20 protein-coding genes are annotated in these 23339 nt (G+C 34.4%); all 20 read left to right on the top strand.

Annotated features, from left to right (window positions below; genetic code table 11):
- Positions 1–71 precede the first annotated feature (71 nt).
- A complete protein-coding gene (locus tag H4J54_RS04215; RefSeq protein WP_182189699.1) occupies positions 72–1187 on the top strand; it encodes a polysaccharide export protein in 1116 nt (371 codons plus the stop codon).
- A 12-nt stretch (positions 1188–1199) separates the two neighbouring features.
- Positions 1200–1634 carry a low molecular weight protein-tyrosine-phosphatase gene (locus H4J54_RS04220; protein ID WP_182189700.1) on the top strand — a complete coding sequence of 145 codons (435 nt, stop codon included), beginning with the start codon at positions 1200–1202 and terminating at the stop codon, positions 1632–1634.
- A 15-nt stretch (positions 1635–1649) separates the two neighbouring features.
- The gene (locus tag H4J54_RS04225) at positions 1650–3893 is read left to right on the top strand and encodes a polysaccharide biosynthesis tyrosine autokinase (protein WP_182189701.1); all 2244 of its coding nucleotides are present in this window, start codon (positions 1650–1652) and stop codon (positions 3891–3893) included.
- Between the two features lie 1330 nt (positions 3894–5223).
- Complete coding sequence (locus H4J54_RS04230; RefSeq protein WP_182189702.1) at positions 5224–6873, top strand: cytidylyltransferase domain-containing protein; 1650 nt, start codon at positions 5224–5226, stop codon at positions 6871–6873.
- Between the two features lie 15 nt (positions 6874–6888).
- Positions 6889–7944: an N-acetylneuraminate synthase family protein gene (locus tag H4J54_RS04235; protein WP_182189703.1), complete on the top strand. Its 1056-nt coding sequence runs from the start codon at positions 6889–6891 to the stop codon at positions 7942–7944.
- On the top strand, positions 7941–9104 hold the full coding sequence (locus H4J54_RS04240; protein WP_182189704.1) for a polysaccharide pyruvyl transferase family protein: 1164 nt from the start codon (positions 7941–7943) through the stop codon (positions 9102–9104). The genes H4J54_RS04235 and H4J54_RS04240 overlap by 4 nt, the downstream gene beginning before the upstream one ends.
- Before the next feature lie 62 nt (positions 9105–9166).
- Positions 9167–10426: a lipopolysaccharide biosynthesis protein gene (locus H4J54_RS04245; protein ID WP_182189705.1), complete on the top strand. Its 1260-nt coding sequence runs from the start codon at positions 9167–9169 to the stop codon at positions 10424–10426.
- On the top strand, positions 10427–11719 hold the full coding sequence (locus tag H4J54_RS04250; protein WP_182189706.1) for a hypothetical protein: 1293 nt from the start codon (positions 10427–10429) through the stop codon (positions 11717–11719).
- A gap of 17 nt (positions 11720–11736) precedes the next feature.
- Positions 11737–12939, top strand: a complete 1203-nt coding sequence (locus tag H4J54_RS19665) for an O-antigen ligase family protein (protein ID WP_182189707.1) — start codon at positions 11737–11739, stop codon at positions 12937–12939.
- A gap of 30 nt (positions 12940–12969) precedes the next feature.
- Positions 12970–14085: a glycosyltransferase gene (locus H4J54_RS04260; RefSeq protein ID WP_182189708.1), complete on the top strand. Its 1116-nt coding sequence runs from the start codon at positions 12970–12972 to the stop codon at positions 14083–14085.
- Positions 14086–14090: 5 nt separating this feature from the next.
- On the top strand, positions 14091–15107 hold the full coding sequence (locus H4J54_RS04265; protein ID WP_182189709.1) for a polysaccharide biosynthesis protein: 1017 nt from the start codon (positions 14091–14093) through the stop codon (positions 15105–15107).
- 4 nt (positions 15108–15111) lie between these two features.
- The gene (locus H4J54_RS04270) at positions 15112–16224 is read left to right on the top strand and encodes a UDP-2-acetamido-2,6-beta-L-arabino-hexul-4-ose reductase (protein ID WP_182189710.1); all 1113 of its coding nucleotides are present in this window, start codon (positions 15112–15114) and stop codon (positions 16222–16224) included.
- 3 nt (positions 16225–16227) lie between these two features.
- Positions 16228–17376, top strand: coding sequence for a non-hydrolyzing UDP-N-acetylglucosamine 2-epimerase (wecB, locus tag H4J54_RS04275; protein ID WP_182189711.1), 1149 nt, complete (start codon positions 16228–16230; stop codon positions 17374–17376).
- A gap of 4 nt (positions 17377–17380) precedes the next feature.
- Positions 17381–18595 (top strand): glycosyltransferase family 4 protein, encoded by a 1215-nt coding sequence (locus tag H4J54_RS04280; protein ID WP_182189712.1) that lies wholly within the window; start codon positions 17381–17383, stop codon positions 18593–18595.
- Positions 18588–19151, top strand: a complete 564-nt coding sequence (locus H4J54_RS04285) for a sugar transferase (RefSeq protein WP_182189713.1) — start codon at positions 18588–18590, stop codon at positions 19149–19151. The genes H4J54_RS04280 and H4J54_RS04285 overlap by 8 nt, the downstream gene beginning before the upstream one ends.
- Positions 19148–20107, top strand: coding sequence for a formyltransferase family protein (locus tag H4J54_RS04290; protein ID WP_182189714.1), 960 nt, complete (start codon positions 19148–19150; stop codon positions 20105–20107). The genes H4J54_RS04285 and H4J54_RS04290 overlap by 4 nt, the downstream gene beginning before the upstream one ends.
- Positions 20100–20777, top strand: a complete 678-nt coding sequence (locus H4J54_RS04295; protein WP_182189715.1) for a PIG-L deacetylase family protein — start codon at positions 20100–20102, stop codon at positions 20775–20777. The genes H4J54_RS04290 and H4J54_RS04295 overlap by 8 nt, the downstream gene beginning before the upstream one ends.
- A 25-nt stretch (positions 20778–20802) precedes the next feature.
- Entirely contained in the window at positions 20803–21471 is a 669-nt protein-coding gene (locus H4J54_RS04300; RefSeq protein ID WP_182189716.1) for an acetyltransferase, read from the top strand.
- Position 21472: 1 nt separating this feature from the next.
- Positions 21473–21919, top strand: coding sequence for a MaoC family dehydratase (locus tag H4J54_RS04305; protein WP_182189717.1), 447 nt, complete (start codon positions 21473–21475; stop codon positions 21917–21919).
- Entirely contained in the window at positions 21919–23112 is a 1194-nt protein-coding gene (locus H4J54_RS04310) for a DegT/DnrJ/EryC1/StrS aminotransferase family protein (protein WP_182189718.1), read from the top strand. The genes H4J54_RS04305 and H4J54_RS04310 overlap by 1 nt, the downstream gene beginning before the upstream one ends.
- Positions 23113–23339: the final 227 nt, after the last annotated feature.

A 23339-nucleotide genomic window follows, 5' to 3' on the forward strand; every position in this document is an offset into this window, starting at 1 on the left:
AATAAATAAATAAATAGCCATCAAGTGTGATGGACAATTAAATAAAATAAAAAATATTGGGATTCTTCACAATGGCGTTACGCTGTAAATCACTTATTACCTCTCTCGTATTTTTCACGATGACAGGCTGTACCATCATACCCGGCAGCCATTTCCAAGGTATAACATCAGGCGATCAAACAACAAATATTGAGCAAGAACTCGAAAGAATCAATATTCAAATAATCGACTCAAGCTTAATTAATCAACAAAAACAAGCAAAGCCAAAAGTTAAAGCTCCATCAAGCCTAACCAGTATTGATACCAGCAACTACGAATATAAACTAGGGGTAGGTGACGTAGTAACGGTAGGTGTATGGGATCACCCAGAGCTTACCATACCTGCAGGTACGCAGCGTACGGCAGAGTTTGATGGTTTTAAAGTGCAAGCCGATGGCACGGTTACTTACGCTTATGCCGCTAATATCCCTGCAGCAGGGCGAACCATAAGCGAAATACGTCATGACTTAGTCGCACGTTTAGCTCGCGTAATCGAAAACCCACAAGTCGATGTGAAAATAATAAGTTTTAAAAGCCAAAAAGCCTATGTAACAGGCGAAGTCACTAAACCGGGTGTTTACCCAGTAACAGATATTCCGCTGACCTTAATTGACGCACTAAACCATGCCGGTGGCTTAACCGAACGTGCCGACTGGCGCACGGTTACCTTTACGCGCGGCAATAGCACAGAAGTGATTAAATTAAATGACTTTTACGCCAATGGCGATATTTCGCAAAATCGGTTATTACAGGATGGCGATATTGTGCATGTCAGCCGTGACGATACGCAAAAAGTATTTGTACTCGGCGATGTTAAACGCGCAGGTACGGTTGATGTAACCCGTTATGGTTTAAATTTAGCACAAGCATTAAGCGACACAGGTGGCTTAAATGAAAATACCGCCGACGCCAACGGTGTATTTGTATTACGTAAGCGTAACCTAGCAACCGACGGTATTATTGCTGATGTATATCAATTAAATGCTAAAAACATTGCCTCACTAGTATTAGCCGAGCAGTTTCAACTACAGCCACACGATATTGTATATGTCACCTCAGCACCGCTGGCACGTTGGAACCGCGTTATCAGTTTATTACTACCGTCAATGGCGACATTAAACAGTGTTGACGATATAACGACTAAATAAGGGTTTATTAAGATGTTTAATTCTGTGTTAGTGGTGTGTGCCGGTAATATTTGCCGTAGCCCCACGGCCGAATATCTATTAAAAGAAAAATTGGCCGGCAAAAATATTAGCGTATCGTCGGCGGGCTTAACCGCGCTAGAAGGCAAACCGGCCGATAGCATAGCTAAGCAGCTTGCTCAAGCCCACGGCATAAATATGGACAGCCATCAAGGCCGGCAGTTAAACTCGCAACTGGTGGCAGAAAATAGTGTTATTTTAGTAATGGAACAACGCCATTTAGACGACCTACACAGCCGTTACCCAGAGGCCCGTGGTAAAACATTTTTATTAGGTAAATGGCTTGGCGATAAAGAAATTCCCGATCCTTACCGAAAAAGTATCGAAGCGTTTGACCACGTTTACACATTAATCGACAGCGCCTGTAGCGCTTGGCAAAAGTATTTATAAGGAATGGCTAGTTTAATGAATGCTCAGCCCCACAACATTGCAGCAAATAAGCAAAACACGAATCAACCAGTAGCAAACCAAGAAATCGACTTAATGGCGCTATTTGGCGCATTAATTGATCGCAAATATTTTATTATTGCTGTTACCACGTTATTTATACTCGCGGGCACAGTGACCGCGGTGTTTTCAATCCCGGTATACCAAGCCACCTCAATGATCCAAGTGGAAGAAACAGGCGGCTCGGTACCTGGCCTTGACGATATGGCCGGTATGTTCGAAAGCACCTCGGCAGCCATCACCGAAATTGAATTGCTAAAGTCACGCTCGGTCATTGGTGAAGCGGTCGACAGCTTAAAGTTAGCTATAGTGGCAAAGCCAAAATTATTCCCATTTATTGGTGGCCGTGCCTTTCGTAAATTTAACCCAATACAAGCCAATGCATTAGCAGCGCCAAGCTTTGGTGCTAGTAGCTATGCGTGGGGCGGCGAAAAAATTAAGGTATTTAGGTTTGACGTACCCAATTACGCTATTGGCAGTACATACACCCTAGTGGCGCTAGCCAATAATCAGCTAGCACTGCAAAACCCCAATGGCGAAACGGTATTAACCGGGCAAGTAGGGCAAGAGCTTAGTAATGGCATTATTAACCTTACAGTGCGTGAGCTTAACGCGCGCGCAGGCACAGAATTTACTCTTATGCGCCGCAACCGCCTAAATACAGTGCTTGACCTACAAGCCGCAATAGGTGCCAGCGAAAAAGGTAAAGACTCAGGCATAATAAATTTAAGCTTACAAAGCGCTGATGCAAACTACGCCGAAAAAGTGCTCAATAAAGTAGCGGCTATCTACGTGCAACGTAATGTAAAGCGCAACAGCGCCGAAGCGCAAAAGTCACTTGAATTTTTAGAAGTACAACTGCCAGAAATTAAAAAGCAACTAGAATCTGCTGAAGCGCGCTTTAACGACTTTCAAATTAAACGCCAATCAATAAATATAACCCTAGAAACCCAAGGCGTGCTCGAGCAAGTAGTAAGGCTTGAAACCCAATTACAAGAGCTAGAATTAAAACGCTTAGAAATAAGCCGTAAATTTAAAAAAAACCACCCTACCTATCAAGGCTTACTTGAGCAAGTAGCCACCGTAAAACAGCAACGCAATACACTTGTGGCCGAAGTGGGTAAATTACCCAAAACTCAGCAAGAGTTATTACGCTTAAAGCGCGATATAGAAGTAAGTAATCAAATATATACTTTACTGCTCAATAAAACTCAAGAGCTTGACATAGTGCGCGCCGGCACCGTAGGTAATGTGCGGGTAATCGACTTTGCCGAGGTTAACCGCTCTAAACCGGTTAAGCCTAAAAAAGCGCTTATCGTGGTAATGGCAACACTGTTAGGTGGCATGTTAGCGGTGGTTATTGTATTAGTGCAAAAATCCATGCATAAAGGCGTTGAAGACCCAGCAGAGATCGAAGCCATTGGCCTACCTGTATATGCCAGTGTGCCGTACTCAGATTATCAAGATAAGCTTTCGGGCTTCTCTAGAGCAAGCAAAGTAGGCAAGGCAGCGAAAGAAAAGAAAGCAAAATCAATACTGGCGCTTGATAACCCAGCCGACTTATCAATAGAGGCACTGCGTAGTTTACGCACTAGCTTACACTTTGCGATGATGGAAGCTAAAAATAACGTTATTGCCATATCAGGCCCAAGCCCAGGGGTAGGTAAATCGTTTATATCGGTAAACCTAGCCGCCGTACTGGCGCAAAGTGATAAAAAGGTGTTAATAGTTGATGCGGATATGCGCAAAGGCTACCTGCAAACTCAGTTTGGTTTAAACACGAAAAATGGCTTAAGTGATTACTTATCAGGGCGATTAACCTTAGCAGAAGTAACAGATGCTACCCCAGTAGCAGGGCTAAGCGTAGTTACGCGCGGACAAATACCACCTAATCCGTCAGAGTTACTTATGCACAGCAATTTTAGTCAATTTGTTACCGAGGTAAGCGCACTATACGACTTAGTTATTATAGATACACCACCTATTTTAGCAGTAACCGATCCAGCCATTGTTAGCGCACATGCAGGCACTACCCTACTGGTAACCCGCTTTGGTCAAAACCATTTGCGCGAAATAGAGCTAACCCGTGACCGCTTTGAACAAAACGGCATCGACGTAAAAGGCGTGGTATTTAACGGCGTAGTTAAAAAAGCCAGTAATGCCTATGGGTATTATGGTTATGAATATAAATCAGATAAGTAATTAGTTATTTAATTGGCTTTTTTTTAGGTAAAAATTGTTATGTTAAATGCAGTAAAAACTCAATGATTTGTATAAACCAGTAAACCCAGAGAAGAGCAAAGGGCTTATGATAATTTAACTTTGCAATGTTATGAGCATCTCACCTAAAATAGCAAAAATAAAGGACTTAAAGTAGTAACGCTTCAACCATTATTTCCAAATTACTTATTCATATGCCTAGATAATTAGGTGGCTTAAATCAAGCCACTATCGATAGTGGCATTATTGATGACATTAAACAAAGCATGGCAACAGGCAAGCAATCCAAAACATCGGTTGAGTTATTATATTTTTTCCATGGAGACTCGGTTAAACTCATTGAGGGCTTATTGAAAGAGCTAAAGGCGATATACCAAGCCAAAGATGGCTTAGAGCGAAGTGTATAGATGGTAAAAATGTTAGGCCAACAAAGTAAGATTGTTGGTTTTATAAAAAGCAAAAGTGTGATATCAATAGCGAGAAAATTTAAAGGAAAACAAAGAAACTTTAGTTGAGAAGCATTTCGGGCTAGAGAGTGTTTTGTATCAACGGTTGGACTTAATGAAAATATGGTAAGGGAATATATCCGTAATCAAGAAAATCATGATACGGAGCGAGAGCAGCTGAGGCTCAGAGTTTAGTGCGCCTTGGGCGCTTACTTTAGCCCTTTTAGGGTGTCACCTAATAAGCATCCGGCTTTGCCGGAGGTCATTTAACTAAAACAAAACTTCGGTAACTGTTGGTGATGGGTAACTGGGGTTGTTGGGGGATTAAAAAAAAAGTGATGCCTTTTGGAGCCAAACCAATGGGCGGAAGTGACCTTAAAATGACTTGAAAAAAAGTAAAACCTAATTCTTAGCTTTATTTTTTTTTACTTTGCTTTATTTACAACTAATGCGTAATAGTTTATATAAATAACAAATGTTTTATGTATAGCGTAAAAAACAAGTCAACTCTCATCTATGCGTACCATGACACAAGTAGTTAAACCTGTTGGTGAAAAATGAGTAAATGGCCTGTCATTGTTGCGGAGGTCATTGCTGCGAAGGCAGGAATATTATTTGTTGGCATTGCGGCGAAGACCGCAACTTTTCGAGTCTCATTGAAAACATAATCTGTTACAAGAGATAAATATATTTGAGTTTGAATGTTGCGATAGCGCAACACTAACATTATAGGTTTTGGTGCTAAAATTCTGAACATCTTTACTAATAAATAGCTGATGTTATTTATTAGTAAACTTAGATATGTCAAAAATAGTGGTGCCTAATTTTCAAAGTAATATTAAGTATAAATTTTATTAAAGGTTGTTATGTTAAATATTGAAGTGATAGCGATAATTCCTGCTAGAGGTGGATCAAAAGGTATACCTAGAAAAAATTTACGTCCAGTAGCAGGCAGACCAATGATTTACTATAGCATTGCTGCATGTATAGCTTCAAAAGCAATTGATGTTGTTGTTGTCTCAACTGATGATGATGAAATAGCTGTTATGGCTGAGAGGTTTGGTGCTGAAGTTTTGATGCGAGACACAAACCTTGCTGATGATAAAGTTCCTTTAGACCCCGTTATAGCTAATGTTGTTTCTGCCTATGAAAAATTAAATGATAGAACCTTTAATTATGTCGTAACAGTGCAGCCGACATCACCCCTTGTAACCCCTGATGATATAGATTTGGTAATTAATAAGTTAATTAATGATGGTTCAGATACAGCACAAACTGTTGTAGATGATCGCCATCTATGTTGGACAATGAATGATGATATAGCTAAACCAACTTATGAAGCTCGTGTAAATCGTCAAATGTTACCTGTGAATTTTAGAGAGACTGGAGCCGTAATATCGTGTACACGCCAACAGTTAAAAACTGGAAGTCGAATTGGTAATAAGGTCTCATTGGTAGAAGTTCCTCAAATTAGAAGTTTCGATATAGATACTTTTGCAGATTTATATTTATGTGACGCATTATTAACTCGCAAGAGAGTCGTTTTTACTGTTAAAGGGTTTGCTGAAGTTGGTTTAGGACATGCTTTTCGAACGGTCATGTTGGCTAATGAACTAGTGAAGTATGATATTGTTTTTATTTGTGAAAATGAAAATGACTTGGCAATAAACTATATCCGCTCTCACAATTATAACGTTGTAACTTGTGAAAATGGTCAGCTGTTAAAAGAGGTTTTATATCATCAGCCTGACTTGATTATTAATGATATATTGAGTACCGATAAATTATATATTGATACTTTAAAAAGTAATAATATTAAAGTTGTGAATTTTGAAGATATGGGAAGTGGGTCTCTGAGTGCAGATATAGTCATTAATGCTCTTTATCCTCATCAAGTAGCATCAGATAATGTACTTGTAGGTGAAAAGTACTTCTGTGTTCGGGATGAATTTTTATATGCTGATGTCAAAACGTTCAATGAAACCGTAAGTAAAGTATTGCTAACTTTTGGTGGCGTAGATGAAGGTAATTTAAGTCAACGTGTTTATAGCATTATTAAAGACTATTGCAAATCTAATAATATATACATCACTCTAGTTTTAGGACCTGGTTATCCACACTTCAAACAATTAGAAGAGTCTATAATTAGTGCTGGCAGTGGCACTATCGAATTAATTAAAGCCACAAAAAGAATATCTGACATTATGAATAACTCAGATTTAGCTATTACCTCTGGTGGTAGGACTGTTTTGGAACTTGCAAGTTTACTTACCCCCACTATAGTTATTTGCCAAAATCATAGAGAGACAACTCATACCTTTGCATCAGATAAAAATGGCGTTACAAATTTGGGTTTTTGTAAAGAAATTTCAGATGAAACAATATTGTTGAGCTTCATCAATTTAGTTGAAAATAAGTCTTTAAGACTTGATGCAAGAAAAAAGATGCAATTGTTACAATTAACTCAAGGTAAAAAACGAGTGATTAGTATTATTAATAGTCTGTTGAATGAATGAAATTAAGGAATTAGAATGAAAAATACATTTAAAATTAATGAGTTTGTAGTAGGTGATAATTTAAATCCTTACATTATTGCCGAAATTGGTGTGAACCATGAAGGTGATATCGAACTGGCTAAACAATTAATAGAGGAAGCCGCAGAAGGTGGGGCGCATGCTGCTAAATTTCAATCTTATAAGGCCGGTTTGATTGCATCAAAAAATAGCCCCGCTTATTGGGATCAAACGAAAGAGCCAACCGATAGCCAATATAAGTTATTTCAAAAATATGATAATTTTGGTCCTGAAGAATATATCGAGTTAGCTAAACACTGTAAAAAGGTTGGTATTGATTTTATGTCAACGCCTTTCGATTTGGATGCTGTTGATTTTTTAAACCCTTTAATGCCTGCTTTTAAAGTCGCATCTGCTGATATTACCAATGTACCGCTTATCCGAAAATGTGCTCAGCAAGGTAAACCTTTGATCATGTCTACAGGTGCTGCAACCCTAGCTGAGATTGAATTTGCTTTAGAAATCGCAAAAGATGCTGGAGCAAAAGAAATATCAATATTACATTGCGTATTAAATTACCCTACACCCGAAGAAAACGCTCAGTTAGGAATGATTGAAGTACTTAAACGAGTATTCCCGGAACAAGTCATTGGTTATTCTGATCATGTATGTCCAGACGAAACAATAAGTGCTTTAGAATCTGCGATGCTATTGGGGGCTACAATACTTGAGAAACATTTTACACACGATAAATCTTTGGCTGGTAATGACCATTATCATGCGATGAATAAAGAAGATTTGAAAGCATTTGTAACGAAGGCTAAAAAATATAAAACTCTAATATCAACTGCCAGCAAAGATTTGTCAAAAGAAACTGCAGCAAGAACTCATGCCCGAAGAAGCATAGTCGTTAAAGGTGATTTGTCTAAAGGGCATGTAATTACTGAAAACGATATTATAGCTAAACGTCCAGCACACGGTATTAGTCCTATACATTGGGATGAGATTGTAGGAAAAACATTAGACGTTGGTGTTAAAGATGACACCTTAATGTTGTGGAAAAATCTAGTATGAGTTTGAGTAATACCACAAAACCTTATTACGTTATATTAACAGGCTCAAAAAATAATGCTGGTGACTACTTAATTAAGTTCAGGGCAAAACAATTATTTGCAATAGAGAGATCTGATCGAGACATTATTGATATTAACGGTTGGGAGCGTTTTGATAATGAAACTTTAAAGTTAGTTAATAATTCAGAAGCATTAATATTAATGGGAGGGCCAGCACTTCAAAAAGAAATGTACCCAATGGTATATCCTCTATTAGATGACTTAAATAAGATTAAAACTAAAATCGTTTTAATGGGAGTCGGCTGGAAGTCGTTAAGTGGGAATTGGAATAATACATACGATTATCAATTATCAAGTAAAACTATCGAGCTACTTCAACGCATAAAAGTTGATGGGTTAATTAGTAGTGTTAGGGACCTGCATACAAAAAATGTATTAGATAATTATTCGTTTAAAAATAATTTAATGACAGGTTGTCCTGCCACTTACAGTCTAGAGCATTTTAACGTAAGTATTGCAAAGTCAAAGCTTAATGTCATAGGTTTTTCGTTAGGAGTTTCATTTATAAACTCTAAAGAAATGTTAGAACAGATGCAAAGTGCAATATTAAAATTTAAAAATAAGTCTAAAAGTTTAGATGCTAAGTTTATTGTTTGTTTTCATCACAGCACCAAAAAAGAATTCTTAGATACTCATGGTTCTTCCGCTAATCACCTTGACAGCCATCTCAAGTTTATTTCGTGGTTAGAAAGTCATCAAATTGAATGGAGTGATATATCAGGTAGTGCAGAGAATTTAATTGAATTTTATAATCAATGTGATTTTCATGTTGGTTATAGAGTCCATGCCCATATTTATATGTCAAGTATTTCAAAGCCAAGTATATTAATAGCTGAAGATGGAAGAGGTAAGGCATTAAGAAGAACATTTGGTGCTGCGGTTGTTGACGGGTTTTATAAAGTAAAGGATGATTTTATTAGTAAATTACTACGTAAATTAAAAGTAAAATCAGGCTATATAGGTACTAGTAAAGCTTCTTCAGAATTATTCGAATATTTTGAGTCAGAAATCAATAATAATCTTATTACACAAAATAAAGCTAGACAGTGCATCAATTTAAACTACCAAGTTATGCAAAAGTTTTTGAAGCAATTACCATAGTGCTATTTATATTAGTAGTTAGTATCACTTGATTTTAATGTAATACAGATAATGTAACTTTTATGAAAATATTTTCAAATGCTTTGATTTACCTTTCTTCTAGTATTTTGAATAAAGCAATTCCTTTTTTAATGTTGCCTATTCTTACTGTGTATTTATCACCAGAAAACTATGGGACTCTAGCACTGTGTCTTCTTATAAATAATGTATTTATAGCTTTTATGGGTATGAATATGCAAGTTAATATATCTAGATTTTTTGCTATAGAAAGTGATTCTAACTTAGCTAAGTTAATAGGAAACATAATACTCATACTGTTGGGAACCTTACTGCTGATATATTCGTTGATTTTCGGTTTACTAAATTTATATGAAGAAGTGTTTTCAATTCCTACTTATTATATAGCATATTTACCATTGTTAAGCTTTTTAATGATTTTGAATACTTTAAACTTGACTATTTTGCGGAATGAAGGTAGGGCGTATTTATTCGGGGTTATAGAAGTTACAAGTTCAATTCTTATTATGGTAGGGACTATTATATTCCTAGTCATTATAGATATGGGGTGGATCTCGCAATTAATAGGTATGCTTTTGACATATTTTGTTATGTCTTTATTCTCTATATATTATATTTTAACTAAAGGTTACTGTGATTTTTCATTTTCGATAAATATCATTAAAAAAATTTTAAATATATCTGTACCAATGATACCGCACGTCTTAGGAAGTTTAATTATCGGCTTGAGCGATAGGATATTCATTGAGAAAATGGTCGGTTTAAACGATGTAGGTATATATACGGTAGCCTATAGTTTTGGAATGATAATAGGTGTTTTTTGTGATTCATTCATTAAATCTTGGAGTCCTTGGTTTTATAAGGTATTCCCTAACTCTGAATTAGATAAAAAAAGAATGATTGTAAAATACACTTACGGTTATTTTTTTGTTATTTTTAGTTTGGCCATAGCTCTATCGTATTTTTCTAAATTTATTCTACCTCTAGTTGTCAGTGTCGAGTTTAGTTCAGCATCTTCTTTTATAATATGGATAGCTTTGGGTTATGCTTGTCAGGGAATATATAAAATATTTTTCCCTTATATTGTTGTTTTTAATAAAACTAAATTACTAGCACTAATAACAAGCTTTACAGCAATTTTAAATTTAATTTTCAATTACATATTTATCCTTAATTATGGAACTGTTGGGGCCGCATACTCTACTCTTCTTTCATTTATTATTAGTTCAATATTAACCATTTTTATTGTTAATAAATATACTGATTTGCCTTGGTTTAATGTGTGCCTTAAGAATAGAGATTAAATGAAAATCAATAATGTAAAAGATCTTTGCGATTTTATATTCCTACTTGAGAGGAAGTATAAATTATTAGACTTAAAGTTAAATGATGTTTATATTTGGCATTACTATAGAATGAATATCTATTACCAACTGGCTGTGCGTTGCGGTATATTAGAAAAACCGCATTTAAAAAACAATAAAAAAGCTTTCATTTCTAAGATTAAAAGCTTGCTAAATGTTATGAAATTCTGTTTGTTTAGAAATTCGTTTTTATCAAATAATGGTCCTGTAGATGTTGCTATTTTTGAACATAATAGATCTTGCAAAGTTGATAATGAATTTGTAGATATATATTCTGATCATATCAAAGATGAATTGGAATCAGCAGGTACAAGTTTTGCACTGTTAGATTGTCCTTATAATTATAAGCACTCTAAAACCAAAAATAACCAAGAGCGAATATTTCTTGACTTCATTTATACTTATTCACGCATTCATTCAATTTTTAATCCTGTAAAGTTCTCAGTTTCAGATGTAAAACTAATTAGGGCTATAGAGTCTGATATAAATGAACATTTGAATATAATTGTAAATTTAGAATCAATATTTAAATCAGGGATAAAGAGATTTAAATCTTTGCAACCTCAGTTTAAGTTGCTATTTAAAAAGCTAGAGATAAAGGAGTTATTGATAGTTGTATCTTACGGTTTTTATGATGTTATTTCTGCTGCTAAAGAATTAGGCATAAAGGTGACAGAACTGCAGCATGGCATTATCAGTAAGTACCATCTTGGTTATAACTTTAATGATTGTAACTTCAGTAAGGCCTATTTACCTGATGAATTAATCTGTTGGTCAACTAGTTGGAAAGAAGTCGTTGGAACCAATTTCTCAAAAGTTACAGTGAAAGATTTTCGTTATCAGAAAAATCAAATTAACAAATATTTGGATCAAAATATTGATAGAAAGGCAATAACGGTAATATCACAAGGTGCCATAGGTATTGATATTGCTAATTATGTACAAAAAAATTATTCTCTTTATTTTTCTCAGGCTGACAATGTTTTTTTTAAACTCCACCCATCAGAGTTCAGTATTAAGAGTGATTTTAAATTTTTAGAATTATTACCAAATTTAAAAATTATGACAGATGAAATTGATTTATATGAGTTATTAGCCAATTCATATACAGTTTTTGGTGTGTTTTCTACAGTTTTATTTGAAGCTGAATCTATGGGGTGTGATGTGAAGCTAATGCCAATTCAAGGTGTCGAGAATGTTTCTGCTCATCCAACCTTCAAATTAATGCCGTAGATATTTATATGAACCTTGTGAAATTCAATCAACAGCAATTATTTAATGTTTTTGTTTTATATAGTTGGAGTCTACTTTACCTTTCTAATATTCCTGGAATAAATGAAAATATTGTTTATATTATTACAGTATTTCCTGCATTGATTGTTTATTCATTAATCAGTTATTCTGGTTTTAAAAACAGCGATAAATCATTTAAAGTAAATAAAGGGATTTTCATTTTAATTCTATTTTTTATTCTTGGATCCTTTTTATCTGTTATTCGAGGCGATTTAAAAAATATATTTTCTAGTTTCTTGTTTTGTGTTTGTTTTATTTCAATTATTCATTTGAATTTAAAGTTAGATCTTAAATTTTTAAATAAAATATTTTATATTTCAGTATTATTATCTATTCCTCTTTATCATGTTGGCTTTAGTGTTTATGGATATATCCCCGGTCAATCAAGCATGCACCACTTAGAAGCTCTTTCTGGTAGAGTTTCAATGTTTACTAAAGTTTCTCAAAGTATATATCTTTCATTATTTGTTCTTTTAATAAATCTAAATTTCAATAAATCTAAATGGAAATTTATACCTATAATATTATCTCTTTATTATATAGTCTTTGGGGTATCTAGGACTGCGGTATTAATTTTATTATTTAGTCTAATATTCTTTTTTATGTGTAGGACAATAAATAAAAAATCATCTTTCTTTTCCTTATTTTTACCTGTGGCATTAATTGTCTTACCTATCTTACTTCTAATAAACATAAATTTTATTTTAAATACATTGTTAGGCTTAGATTTAGATATTATTAACACTTATTTATTTAGAGGATACGATGATACCTCAATGATTATGAAAGATACTGCGAGAATTTATATTTGGTCTGAACATTTGAGAATATTTCAACAATTCCCTTTAGGGATAGATCAGATTAGTGTAATCAATGTAATTGATAGAAATTTATTAGAAGGCGGTTGGACAGAATCTTATATTACTCGACTCTTAGTTCAATATGGAATTTCGGGCTTTATTATATATATATATATATTGTATTTTTTGAAGGAGTCTTTAATTAGCAATAGTTACCTTGTACGTATATTTCCTTATTTATTTATTTTTATTGGTTTGCTTTACGGTAGCTTTTATCAACCGTATAATTTTATTTTTATAGTGTTTTTATGCTCTGTAAATATGACCGATATAAAATCAGGTAATATTAATAAATTTTAAGTTTTATTTTATTTTTTTGTATGGATAATCATGAAAAGTTGTTTAGTTGTAAGTCGTTTTTTTTATCCTGGCTATAAGGCCGGAGGACCAGTTAGAAGTTTGTGTAACTTAATATCTTTTTTAGGGGGAACATTGAATTTTTCAGTTGTTACTTCTGATAGAGACCTAGGTGAACTTAATAGTTATAGAAACATAGATATAGATTCTTGGAATAACAATTATAAAGGCTTTCCTGTTTTTTATTCATCCTTGAAATTAAGCTCCTTAAAAATGTATAGAAGAGTGCATTATGATTATATGTATTTAAATAGCTTCTTTGATATTCGTTTTTCTTTCATGTTTATTTTTTTTTCATTGTTTAGTATTATCAAGACAAATGAAATTATATTAGCTCCTAGAGGTGAATTGGCTTATGGAGCTATGTCTTTAAAAAAACACAAAAAAAAATTGTTTATATATTTCTTCCGAATGCTAGGCTTACATAAACGAGTTACTTTTCAATTTACTAGCCAACAAGAGTTAGATGAATCCCTTAATTTTCTAGGAAAAGTAAAATATAAATTAGTGTCTAATATGCACGAAAACTTACCTAAATATAAAGAAAAAAACAAAGAAAAAGGAAAATTGAAACTTTTATATTTGGCAAGAGTGAGTCCTAAGAAAAACCTAAAAGTGTTTTTGAAAGCATTGTCGTTTGTTAAACATGGTGATATTACATTTAGTATCGCAGGTGAGATTGATGATATTAACTATTGGAATGAATGTGAATCATTAATTAAACAGTTACCCAAAAATATTAAGATTAAATATTTAGGTGCTATCGATAGAGTAGAAGTTGAAAGTGCTTTACAACAAAATCAGGCATTTATCCTACCCACTTTAAATGAAAATTATGGCCATTCTATCGTTGAAGCAATGATTAACTCCAATATAATAATTATTTCCAACCAGACTCCATGGTCAGAAGTTAAGAATGAAGGGGGGTTTGTTCACTCTAGCGGTGATGTAAATGCCTATGCTAATACAATACAAGTGTTATTGGAAATGTCGAAAGAAGAGTATAATTCTAGAACCTTACAAGTTTACAAGTATTGTTTAGGTGAATTAAAAGAAATTGAAAAAAATATATCTAATTTATTTGAGTGATAATTATGTTTAAAAATAAAAAATTATTGATAACTGGTGGAACAGGCTCTTTCGGAAATGCAGTCTTAGATCGTTTTTTGAATACGGATATATCAGAAATTCGTATATTTTCTCGTGATGAAAAGAAACAAGAAGATATGCGGATCAAATATAAAAATTCAAAATTGAAATTTTATATAGGTGATGTACGTGATTATAACTCAGTGTTAAACGCTACTCGTGGAGTTGACTTTATATTTCATGCTGCAGCCTTAAAGCAAGTTCCATCCTGTGAATTTCACCCTATGGAGGCAGTTAAAACGAACGTTTTAGGTACTGAGAACCTTCTTGAAGCAGCAATACAGAATGAAGTATCTCGTGTTGTTTGCTTAAGCACAGATAAAGCTGCTTATCCGATTAATGCTATGGGTATATCTAAAGCAATGATGGAAAAGGTTTATGTTGCTAAATCTCGAAATGCGGATATCTCAAAAACAGTCATTTGTGGAACACGCTATGGCAATGTAATGGCGTCACGTGGGTCTGTTATCCCTTTGTTTGTAGATCAAATTCGAGCGGGTAAAGCATTATCTGTCACAGATCCAGAAATGACTCGTTTTATGATGACACTTGAAAATGCTGTAGATCTTGTATTATATGCTTTTGAGCATGGTCAAAATGGAGACATGTTTGTTCAAAAAGCTCCTGCAGCAACGATTGATACATTAGTGAAAGCATTACTATCTTTGCTGAAAGTTGATGATCACCCAGTACATGTTATGGGGACTCGTCATGGTGAGAAGTTATATGAAACATTACTCACCCGTGAAGAAATGGCTCATGCCTATGATCTTGGAGGGTATTACCAAGTGCCACCAGATAATCGAGACTTGAACTACGGTAAGTTTGTTGAAAAAGGTGAGAAAGTTATATCAGGCTCAGTTGATTATCATTCTCACAATACTGAACGTTTAGATTTTGAAGGTATGAAAAACCTATTACTTAAGCTTGAGTTTATCCGTGACATAGTTGGCAAAGGTTAGATAAATGAAAGTTTTAATTACTGGAGCTAATGGCTTCGTAGGGAAAAATCTTCAGGTTAGATTAACGGAAGAAAAAATAGAATTTGATACTTTTACTCGAAATGATACTGATCTTGAAAATAAAGTAATTAGGTGTGATTTTATTGTTCATTTAGCCGGTGTAAATAGGCCTGATAATGAGTCAGAATTTTTTGCAGGTAATACTGATTTAACTAAATTAATTGTTAGCATCCTTGAAAAAAACAACCGTAAAACTTCGATTATCTATTCTTCTTCAATTCAGGCTGAACGTGATAATCCATACGGTCTCAGTAAAAAGTATGCTGAAGATGCTTTAAGCAATTATTCAAATCAAAGTGAGGCATTGGTATGTAACTATCGTTTGCCTAATATTTTTGGTAAGTGGTGTAAACCCAACTATAACTCTGTTGTTGCTACATTTTGCCATAACACCATTAATGACTTACCTATTCAAATTAACAAACCTAGTGCATTGATAAGTCTAGTTTATATAGATAACGTTGTTAACGAGTTTATTTCTGTTATTAAAGCGACGAGAGAAAGTGACAATTTATCTAGTGCTGATAACTTTGAAGTTAAACCTGTTTATCAAATAGCTGTAGGTGCACTTGCTGAACAGCTTAAATCATTCAAAGAAAGTAAAAATAGTCACATTGTTGAACGTGTAGGTACTGATTTAACGCGTGCATTGTATTCAACTTATATTAGTTATTTCAGACCAGAAAATTTCTCTTATTCCTTAGTAAAACATGAAGACCCTCGTGGTACTTTTGTTGAAATGCTTAAAACAAAAGACTCTGGTCAGTTCTCATTCTTTTCAGCGCATCCTGGCATTACTCGTGGTGGTCATTATCATCATTCAAAAAGTGAAAAGTTTTTGGTGGTAAAAGGTAAAGCCCGCTTTGGCTTTAGACAAATTGCAACCGATGAGTATTATGAGTTGTTGACATCTGGTGATGAACCACAGGTTGTAGAAACTGTGCCTGGTTGGTCCCATGACATCACTAATGTAGGTGATGATGAAATGTACGTAATGCTTTGGGCTAATGAAATATTTGATCCTGAAAATCCTGATACTGTTTATCATAAGGTTTAAATTGTGAAAAAATTAAAAGTCATGACAATACTCGGTACTCGTCCTGAAATCATCCGTCTTGCATCTGTTATGGATACATTAGAAAAGTTTACCGATCATAAGTTAGTTCATACTGGTCAAAACTATGACTATGAACTAAACCAAGTGTTCTTTGATGAATTAGGTGTCCGTGAACCTGACTATTTCTTAAATGTTGATACATCAACTCTGGGTAAAGTATTAGGTGAAATTTTAATAAAAACCGAAGAAGTTATATTAAAAGAAAAACCCGATGCTGTTCTTGTATTAGGTGATACCAATAGTGCGATTGCTATTATGATGGCAAAACGTATGAAAGTGCCTACGTATCACATGGAAGCAGGTAATCGTAGTTTTGATGCTAACGTACCTGAAGAAATTAACCGTAAGGTGGTCGATCATTTAGCTGATTTTAACTTAGTTTATACTGAGCACGCTAGACGACACTTGATCAGTGAAGGTTTATCACATCGTTTTATTTATGTAACGGGCTCTCCGATGCTTGAGGTTCTTAATTCTAAAAAAGAAGAAATAGAAGCAAGCAATATATTAAGTAAGTTAGAGTTAAAAAAACAAAAATACTTTATCGTAAGTGTTCATCGCGAAGAGAATGTTGATAACCCTGAAAGCCTTAAAAAAGTAGTTCATTGCCTAAATGAACTGCACGATAAATACGGCTACCCAGTCGTTGTATCAACACATCCAAGAACAAAGAATCGTCTTGAAAAACTAAATCTGGATGCCGGCGATCGCGATATTCGTTTCTTAAAACCATTTGGTTTCTTTGATTACAACAAGCTTCAAAAAGAGTCTTTTTGTGCTATCTCAGATAGTGGAACAATTTCAGAAGAATCTGCAATGCTAGATTTTCCAGCTGTAACGATTCGCCAATCAATTGAACGACCTGAAGCGCTAGATGTAGGTTCTATTGTTTTATCTGGTTTAGATTCAGATATTTTGATCTCTGCAGTTGATTTAGTTATTAAAGAAGATATTTTATTTCCACACCGCGAAGTGCCTGTTGAGTATACTGTAGAAAATACATCTTTAAGAGTTGTTAAGCTTATACTAGGTACTGCTAAATTAACTAATAGATGGCGTAATTTAGAAAATTTCTCTAGGTATGAGTGGTAACGTTATGAAAATATTAATGATCACACAGTGGTTTGATCCTGAGCCAACTTTTAAAGGATTATTTTTTGCTAAAGAACTAGTAAATCAAGGCCATCAAGTTGAAGTGATAACTGGCTTCCCTAACTATCCTGGAGGTAAGCTTTATGATGGATATAAAATTAAATTAAAACAAGTCGAATTTATTGATGGAATTAAAGTAACAAGAGTTCCTGTATATCCATCTCATGATAATTCAGCAATGAAAAGAATATTAAATTATACAAGTTTTTTTTTATCATCATTTTTTTGTGCTTTGTTTAAAGCCCAAAAGTTTGATGTTATTTATGCCTATCATCCCCCTTTAACAACAAGTTTATCAGCGACTCTTATTGGTAAGATAAAAAGAATACCAGTAGTAGTTGATATTCAAGATTTATGGCCCGATACACTTGCTGCGACTGGTATGTTAAATAATAATGCAGTTTTAAAGTTAATATCAAAAGTTTGTACTTTAACTTATAAGTTATCTACTCACCTAGTCGTTTTATCTGATGGTTTTAAGCAGGAATTAACTAGTCGAGGGGTTCCAAAGGAGAAAATAACAGTTATTCATAATTGGTGTAATGAAGAATCTCTTATTCCCAAAGGAATATGTAAACACCAATTACCGAAGGATGGTTTTAATGTTGTTTTTGCAGGGAATATAGGGCTAGCACAAGGTGTTAATGCTATTGTTGAAAGCGCCGTACATTTAAAGAAGATGAATAGTAAGGCCAATATAGTATTCGTTGGAGATGGAGTGTTGTTGGAAGATGCTAAAACAACAGCGATAAAGTTGAATCTTGAGAATATATTTTTCATACCAAGAGTGCCGATGAATGACGTAGCAGACTTATTATATGCTGCTGATTCTTTGCTTGTTCACTTAAGTAAAAATAAATTATTTGAAATTACTATCCCTTCTAGAACTCAGGCTTATTTGTGTGTTGGGAAACCTATAATTATGGGTGTTGAAGGTGATGCTAAATTATTAATTGAAAAAAGTTTATCTGGGTATTGTTGCGAATCTGATAACCCGGAATCATTAGCTAACACTATAAATAAATTGTCCATCCTCCCAGTGTCAGAACTAGATGCTTTATCTAAAAATGCTAAAGAATTTTACAATAAAGAGCTTTCATTAAAAGTAGGTGTTTCTAAATTTATTACATTATTTGAAAGAGTCACTAACAATGCATAAGCGAATCTTTGATTTAATTTTTTCTATATCTACATTATTAGTTTTAATGCCTCTTTTCTGTATTTGCACATTTTTAATAAAAGTAGAAAGTAAAGGTCCATTATTTTATCGTCAGCGAAGGTTAGGGAAAAATGGCAGTATATTTGAGATATTAAAGTTTCGTTCAATGACTGACGAGGAAAGGGAGCATAATGTTCAAACGTTAGGTAATGAAGCTGAAGTTACCAAAGTAGGCAAAGTGATAAGAAGGCTTAAAATTGATGAATTGCCACAATTATTAAACGTTGTTAAAGGGGATATGTCAATTGTCGGACCTAGGCCTTGTTTACCTGATTTAATTGACTCATTTAATGAAGATGGAAGAAGTCGGCTTTTAGTTCGCCCTGGTTTAACTGGGCTTGCACAAATAAATGGCAATATCCATTTAACATGGGAAGAACGATGGAAGTATGATCGTGAATATATAGAAAATATGTCTTTTATTTTAGATATTAAAATAATTCTAAATACAGTCGCTATAGTTTTTTTAGGCGAGCAGTGGGGGATGAAAAAATGAAAGTAGGTCTTATAGGAGGCGTTAATTCATCATTCATAACATTAAAAAAATTAGTTGAACATCAGATAAACATAACTGATGTTTTTGGATATGAGCCTTCAGAAGGAATGATAGTAAGCGGTTATAATAATTTTAACAAATTTTGTAATGCAAATAATATCAAATATCATCCATTTACCCGGATTAATGATCAAACTGAATTTATTCAAAAATTGAAACTTGATGCTTTGTTTGTTGTTGGTTTATCTCAGTTGGTTTGTGACGAAATTATTGAATCACCTACGCTTGGGTGTATTGGTTTTCATCCGACTTTATTGCCTAAAGGTAGAGGTCGAGCCCCCCTTGCTTGGCTTATTCATGAAGTTCAGCCAGGAGCTGCAAACTTTTTTGTTATTACTGATGTAGCTGATGCAGGCCCTATTTTTATACAAGAGCCATTCGAAGTAGAAGTTAATGATGATGCTTTAGTTGTTGAAAATAAGATATTAGAATCCATTGAGGTTGCCCTAGATAAGTGGTTACCAGAACTTAAAAAAGACATTTGGGATCCAGTGCCTCAAAATGAACTCGAAACTACGGAGTTCGGAGTTAGAAAGCCGGATGATGGATTGATATTTTGGAACCTATCGGCTTACGATATAATAAGAATAATAAAAGCCGCTGCAGCACCACATCCTGGCTCTTATACCTATTTAGGACTTAATAAAATTGTAATAAACAAAGCATACCTAGAAGAAAATCTTACAATCAAAGGTTGTGTTGGCCGTATTCTAAAAATAAGAAATGATCATTATTTAGTTCAAACTGGTAGCGGATTAATTTGGATTCATGATTTTAATTTAGAAATTAAATTAAAGGTAGGGGATAGATTAGGCTATTTAGCTGAAGATGAAATATTTCAACTAAAAAATGATTTAAATGCAATTAAAATTAAGTTAGGAATGATCAATGAGTAGGGTACTAGTTATTGCTCCACATGCCGATGATGAAATTCTTGGTTGTGGCGGCACAATATCAAAACATATAAGAAAAGGTGATCAGGTTCATATCGCTGTTATGACCAATGCTTCTGTGGGAGCTCCTGAGCTATTTACCCAAAAGCAAATAGATGAAACAAGAGAAGAAGCAAAAAAATCTCATCAATATTTGAAAGTAACTGAAACATTTTGGTTCGATTTACCTGCACCTCAACTTGAACAATATCCCCAGTACAAAATTGCTACATTAATTAATGAATTAATTAAAAAATTGAACGTAGATACATTGTATATTCCTCATAAAGGTGATTTACACATGGATCATGGCGCAATATATAATGCATGCCTAGTTGCAGCAAGGCCTGTTCCTGGTCAGTGTGTTAAAACTATAAAATCTTATGAAACATTATCTGAAACTGAGTGGGGACATCCAACAGTTGAAGCGGCCTTTATCCCAACATTTTTTTCTGTATTATCAGTAGAAGATTTTGAAAATAAAATTAAAGCAATGAAGTTCTTTGAAAGCCAGTTAAAAGAATTTCCTAGTACACGCTCGATTAAAGCAATCGAGCATTTAGGATCCTTAAGAGGTGCTTATGTTGGCCATGAACATGCTGAAGCATTTATGGTAATCAGAGATATAAACTAGACGTATTAAAATGTAGGAACTGAAAATGAATGAAGTGTTGATCGGTATATATGGTGCTAGCGGGTTTGGTAAAGAAGTTTATCCCTTAATTAAAGAGTATATATCAAAAAAAAATATTAAGGCTGAAGTTTGCTTTATTGATGATAATGATGAAATTGACTTTCTTTCTGGAATAAAAGTTATACCGTATAAATCTTTTTTAGAGGCTGATTTTTCGTCTAAACAGGCTGTTGTTGCAATTGCTAATAGTAAAGTAAGAGAAATCTTAGTTAATCAATTAGCAGAAGATGAAATTAAGCAACTAAATATATCTTCTCAAAATAACGTTTTGATGGATGATATAGAAATGGACGAAGGTTCATTGCTATGTCCCTTTGTCACATTAACTTCGAATATTAAGATAGGTAAAGCTTTCCACGCAAATATTTATAGCTATGTAGCGCATGATTGTATTATAGGTGATTTTGTTACGTTTGCACCAAGAGTTATGTGTAATGGTAATGTCCATATTGAAGATCATGCTTATATTGGTACGGGTGCCATCATTAAGCAAGGTAGTGAAAGAAAGCCTTTGATTATTGGAAAGGGTGCTGTTGTTGGAATGGGTGCTGTAGTTACAAAGAATGTAGCTGCAGGCGAAGTTGTAATTGGCAATCCTGCTAAACCTTTATCTAGAAAAAACTTAAGGAAATAAAATGGGTGATATAGGATTGGGTTCAATTCCAATTGAATATATTCATATTGGGATGTCTATTAGTTACTCTCAAACAATCACCGATTCCGATATTAAGGGTTTTGCAGGTTTAACAGGTGATTATAATCCGGTTCATGTTGATGAGATGTATGCAGCGGATAGTCGCTTTGGAAGAAGAATAGCTCATGGTTTATTAACCGCCGGATTCTTTTCTGCGCTTTTTGGGACTCGTCTTCCAGGTCCAGGGTGTGTATATGTTTCTCAAAATTTAAATTTCAAAAGACCTGTTTATATAGGTGATACTGTTGTAGCTACGGTAAAAGTGACGTCTGTAGATGTTAGCTCAAAGCGCGTTTTATTTGAAACGACTTGCACTGTAAAAAATAAAACAGTGACAGACGGTGTTGCAGAAATTTTTATTCCAGGTAATAAGGCAAAGTCAAAATAATGTTTAATACTAAGTTTTCTCCATGGCCTTCTTTTACTCAAGAAGAAGCCGATAAAGTATCCGAAGTTTTATTATCAAATAAAGTTAACTATTGGACAGGGCAAGAAGGGCGGGAGTTCGAACGTGAATTTGCAGAATATACCTATAGCAAATATGCCATAGCATTAAGTAACGGCACTCTTGCTTTAGATTTAGCTTTGGTTGCATTAGGTATTGGCGCTCGCAATGGCGGCTCTGCGACTGATGAAGTTATTGTTACGTCTCGTACATTTTTAGCTTCAGCTTCAGCTATTGTTACTGCTGGTGCTCGTCCCGTGTTCGCTGATGTAGATGCTAATTCACAAAACATTACTGTTGATACTGTTAGTGATGTTTTAACGACGAATACCAAAACGATTATTGCAGTTCATTTAGCTGGTCTTCCATGTGAAATGGATGAGTTAATGGCTCTTGCTGATGCAAATAACTTATATGTTATTGAAGATTGTGCACAGGCTCATGGTGCAAAATATAAAGGCCGTTCAGTTGGTTCAATAGGTCATGTTGGTGCATGGTCTTTTTGCCAAGATAAAATTATGAGTACGGGTGGCGAAGGCGGTATGGTTACCACCAATGATGAAACATTGTGGAAAACTATGTGGAGTTATAAAGATCACGGTAAATCGTGGGATGCCATTTATAACCGTGAACACCCACCTGGTTTTCGATGGTTACATGAAAGTTTTGGTACTAATTGGCGCATGACAGAAATGCAAGCGGCCATTGGTCGTATTCAATTAACTCGCATGGGGTCATGGACTGAATCTCGTCAAGGGTATGCTAAACAACTTGATGAAGCTGCAATTGGTTTTGATTTGATGCGTTTAGTTGAAGTACCAGAGTACAGTGAACATGCAGAATATAAGCATTATATGTTTATTAAGCCTGAGCTTTTAGCTGATGGCTGGGATCGTGATCGTATGGTGAATGAAATAGTGGCTGCGGGCGTACCTTGTTTTCAAGGCAGTTGCTCAGAGGTTTACCTTGAAAAAGCCTTTGATAACACCCCGTGGCGTCCTGAAAAACGCTTACCCAATGCGGTTGAACTCGGTGAAACGTCACTGATGTTTTTAGTACACCCAACACTTACCCAAGCTGAAATAGCTAAAACAGCGCAAGTGATGAAAGAAGTGTTTGGGCTTGCGACAAAGTAAAGTTAGAATAGTCAGCTTATAGAAATATTCACAAGAGTTTATGAGGCGCTGCGCTTTAGATAAGTGTTTAGAGAAGTGAAAGGTAATGACTTAACATATTATATTTTCAATTTTTTTTCATTTACCCTCATTTATTTTTCTTTGTGCAAATGGACTTTAATTAGCTGCATAGCTGACAAAATCTTGTAGAACCTAGAAGCTAGAACCTAGAACCTAGAACCTAGAAC

Origin of the sequence: Colwellia sp. MB3u-8 (genome assembly GCF_014076985.1) — a bacterium.
Taxonomy (GTDB): Bacteria; Pseudomonadota; Gammaproteobacteria; order Enterobacterales; family Alteromonadaceae; genus Cognaticolwellia.

What these genes read in the sequence shown, in the direction of transcription:
- H4J54_RS04215 (WP_182189699.1), top strand. Translation starts at nt 72, where the DNA reads ATGGCGTTACGCTGTAAATCACTTATTACCTCTCTCGTATTTTTCACG.
- H4J54_RS04220 (WP_182189700.1), top strand. Translation starts at nt 1,200, where the DNA reads ATGTTTAATTCTGTGTTAGTGGTGTGTGCCGGTAATATTTGCCGTAGC.
- H4J54_RS04225 (WP_182189701.1), top strand. Translation starts at nt 1,650, where the DNA reads ATGAATGCTCAGCCCCACAACATTGCAGCAAATAAGCAAAACACGAAT.
- H4J54_RS04230 (WP_182189702.1), top strand. Translation starts at nt 5,224, where the DNA reads ATGTTAAATATTGAAGTGATAGCGATAATTCCTGCTAGAGGTGGATCA.
- H4J54_RS04235 (WP_182189703.1), top strand. Translation starts at nt 6,889, where the DNA reads ATGAAAAATACATTTAAAATTAATGAGTTTGTAGTAGGTGATAATTTA.
- H4J54_RS04240 (WP_182189704.1), top strand. Translation starts at nt 7,941, where the DNA reads ATGAGTTTGAGTAATACCACAAAACCTTATTACGTTATATTAACAGGC.
- H4J54_RS04245 (WP_182189705.1), top strand. Translation starts at nt 9,167, where the DNA reads ATGAAAATATTTTCAAATGCTTTGATTTACCTTTCTTCTAGTATTTTG.
- H4J54_RS04250 (WP_182189706.1), top strand. Translation starts at nt 10,427, where the DNA reads ATGAAAATCAATAATGTAAAAGATCTTTGCGATTTTATATTCCTACTT.
- H4J54_RS04260 (WP_182189708.1), top strand. Translation starts at nt 12,970, where the DNA reads ATGAAAAGTTGTTTAGTTGTAAGTCGTTTTTTTTATCCTGGCTATAAG.
- H4J54_RS04265 (WP_182189709.1), top strand. Translation starts at nt 14,091, where the DNA reads ATGTTTAAAAATAAAAAATTATTGATAACTGGTGGAACAGGCTCTTTC.
- H4J54_RS04270 (WP_182189710.1), top strand. Translation starts at nt 15,112, where the DNA reads ATGAAAGTTTTAATTACTGGAGCTAATGGCTTCGTAGGGAAAAATCTT.
- H4J54_RS04280 (WP_182189712.1), top strand. Translation starts at nt 17,381, where the DNA reads ATGAAAATATTAATGATCACACAGTGGTTTGATCCTGAGCCAACTTTT.
- H4J54_RS04285 (WP_182189713.1), top strand. Translation starts at nt 18,588, where the DNA reads ATGCATAAGCGAATCTTTGATTTAATTTTTTCTATATCTACATTATTA.
- H4J54_RS04290 (WP_182189714.1), top strand. Translation starts at nt 19,148, where the DNA reads ATGAAAGTAGGTCTTATAGGAGGCGTTAATTCATCATTCATAACATTA.
- H4J54_RS04295 (WP_182189715.1), top strand. Translation starts at nt 20,100, where the DNA reads ATGAGTAGGGTACTAGTTATTGCTCCACATGCCGATGATGAAATTCTT.
- H4J54_RS04300 (WP_182189716.1), top strand. Translation starts at nt 20,803, where the DNA reads ATGAATGAAGTGTTGATCGGTATATATGGTGCTAGCGGGTTTGGTAAA.
- H4J54_RS04305 (WP_182189717.1), top strand. Translation starts at nt 21,473, where the DNA reads ATGGGTGATATAGGATTGGGTTCAATTCCAATTGAATATATTCATATT.
- H4J54_RS04310 (WP_182189718.1), top strand. Translation starts at nt 21,919, where the DNA reads ATGTTTAATACTAAGTTTTCTCCATGGCCTTCTTTTACTCAAGAAGAA.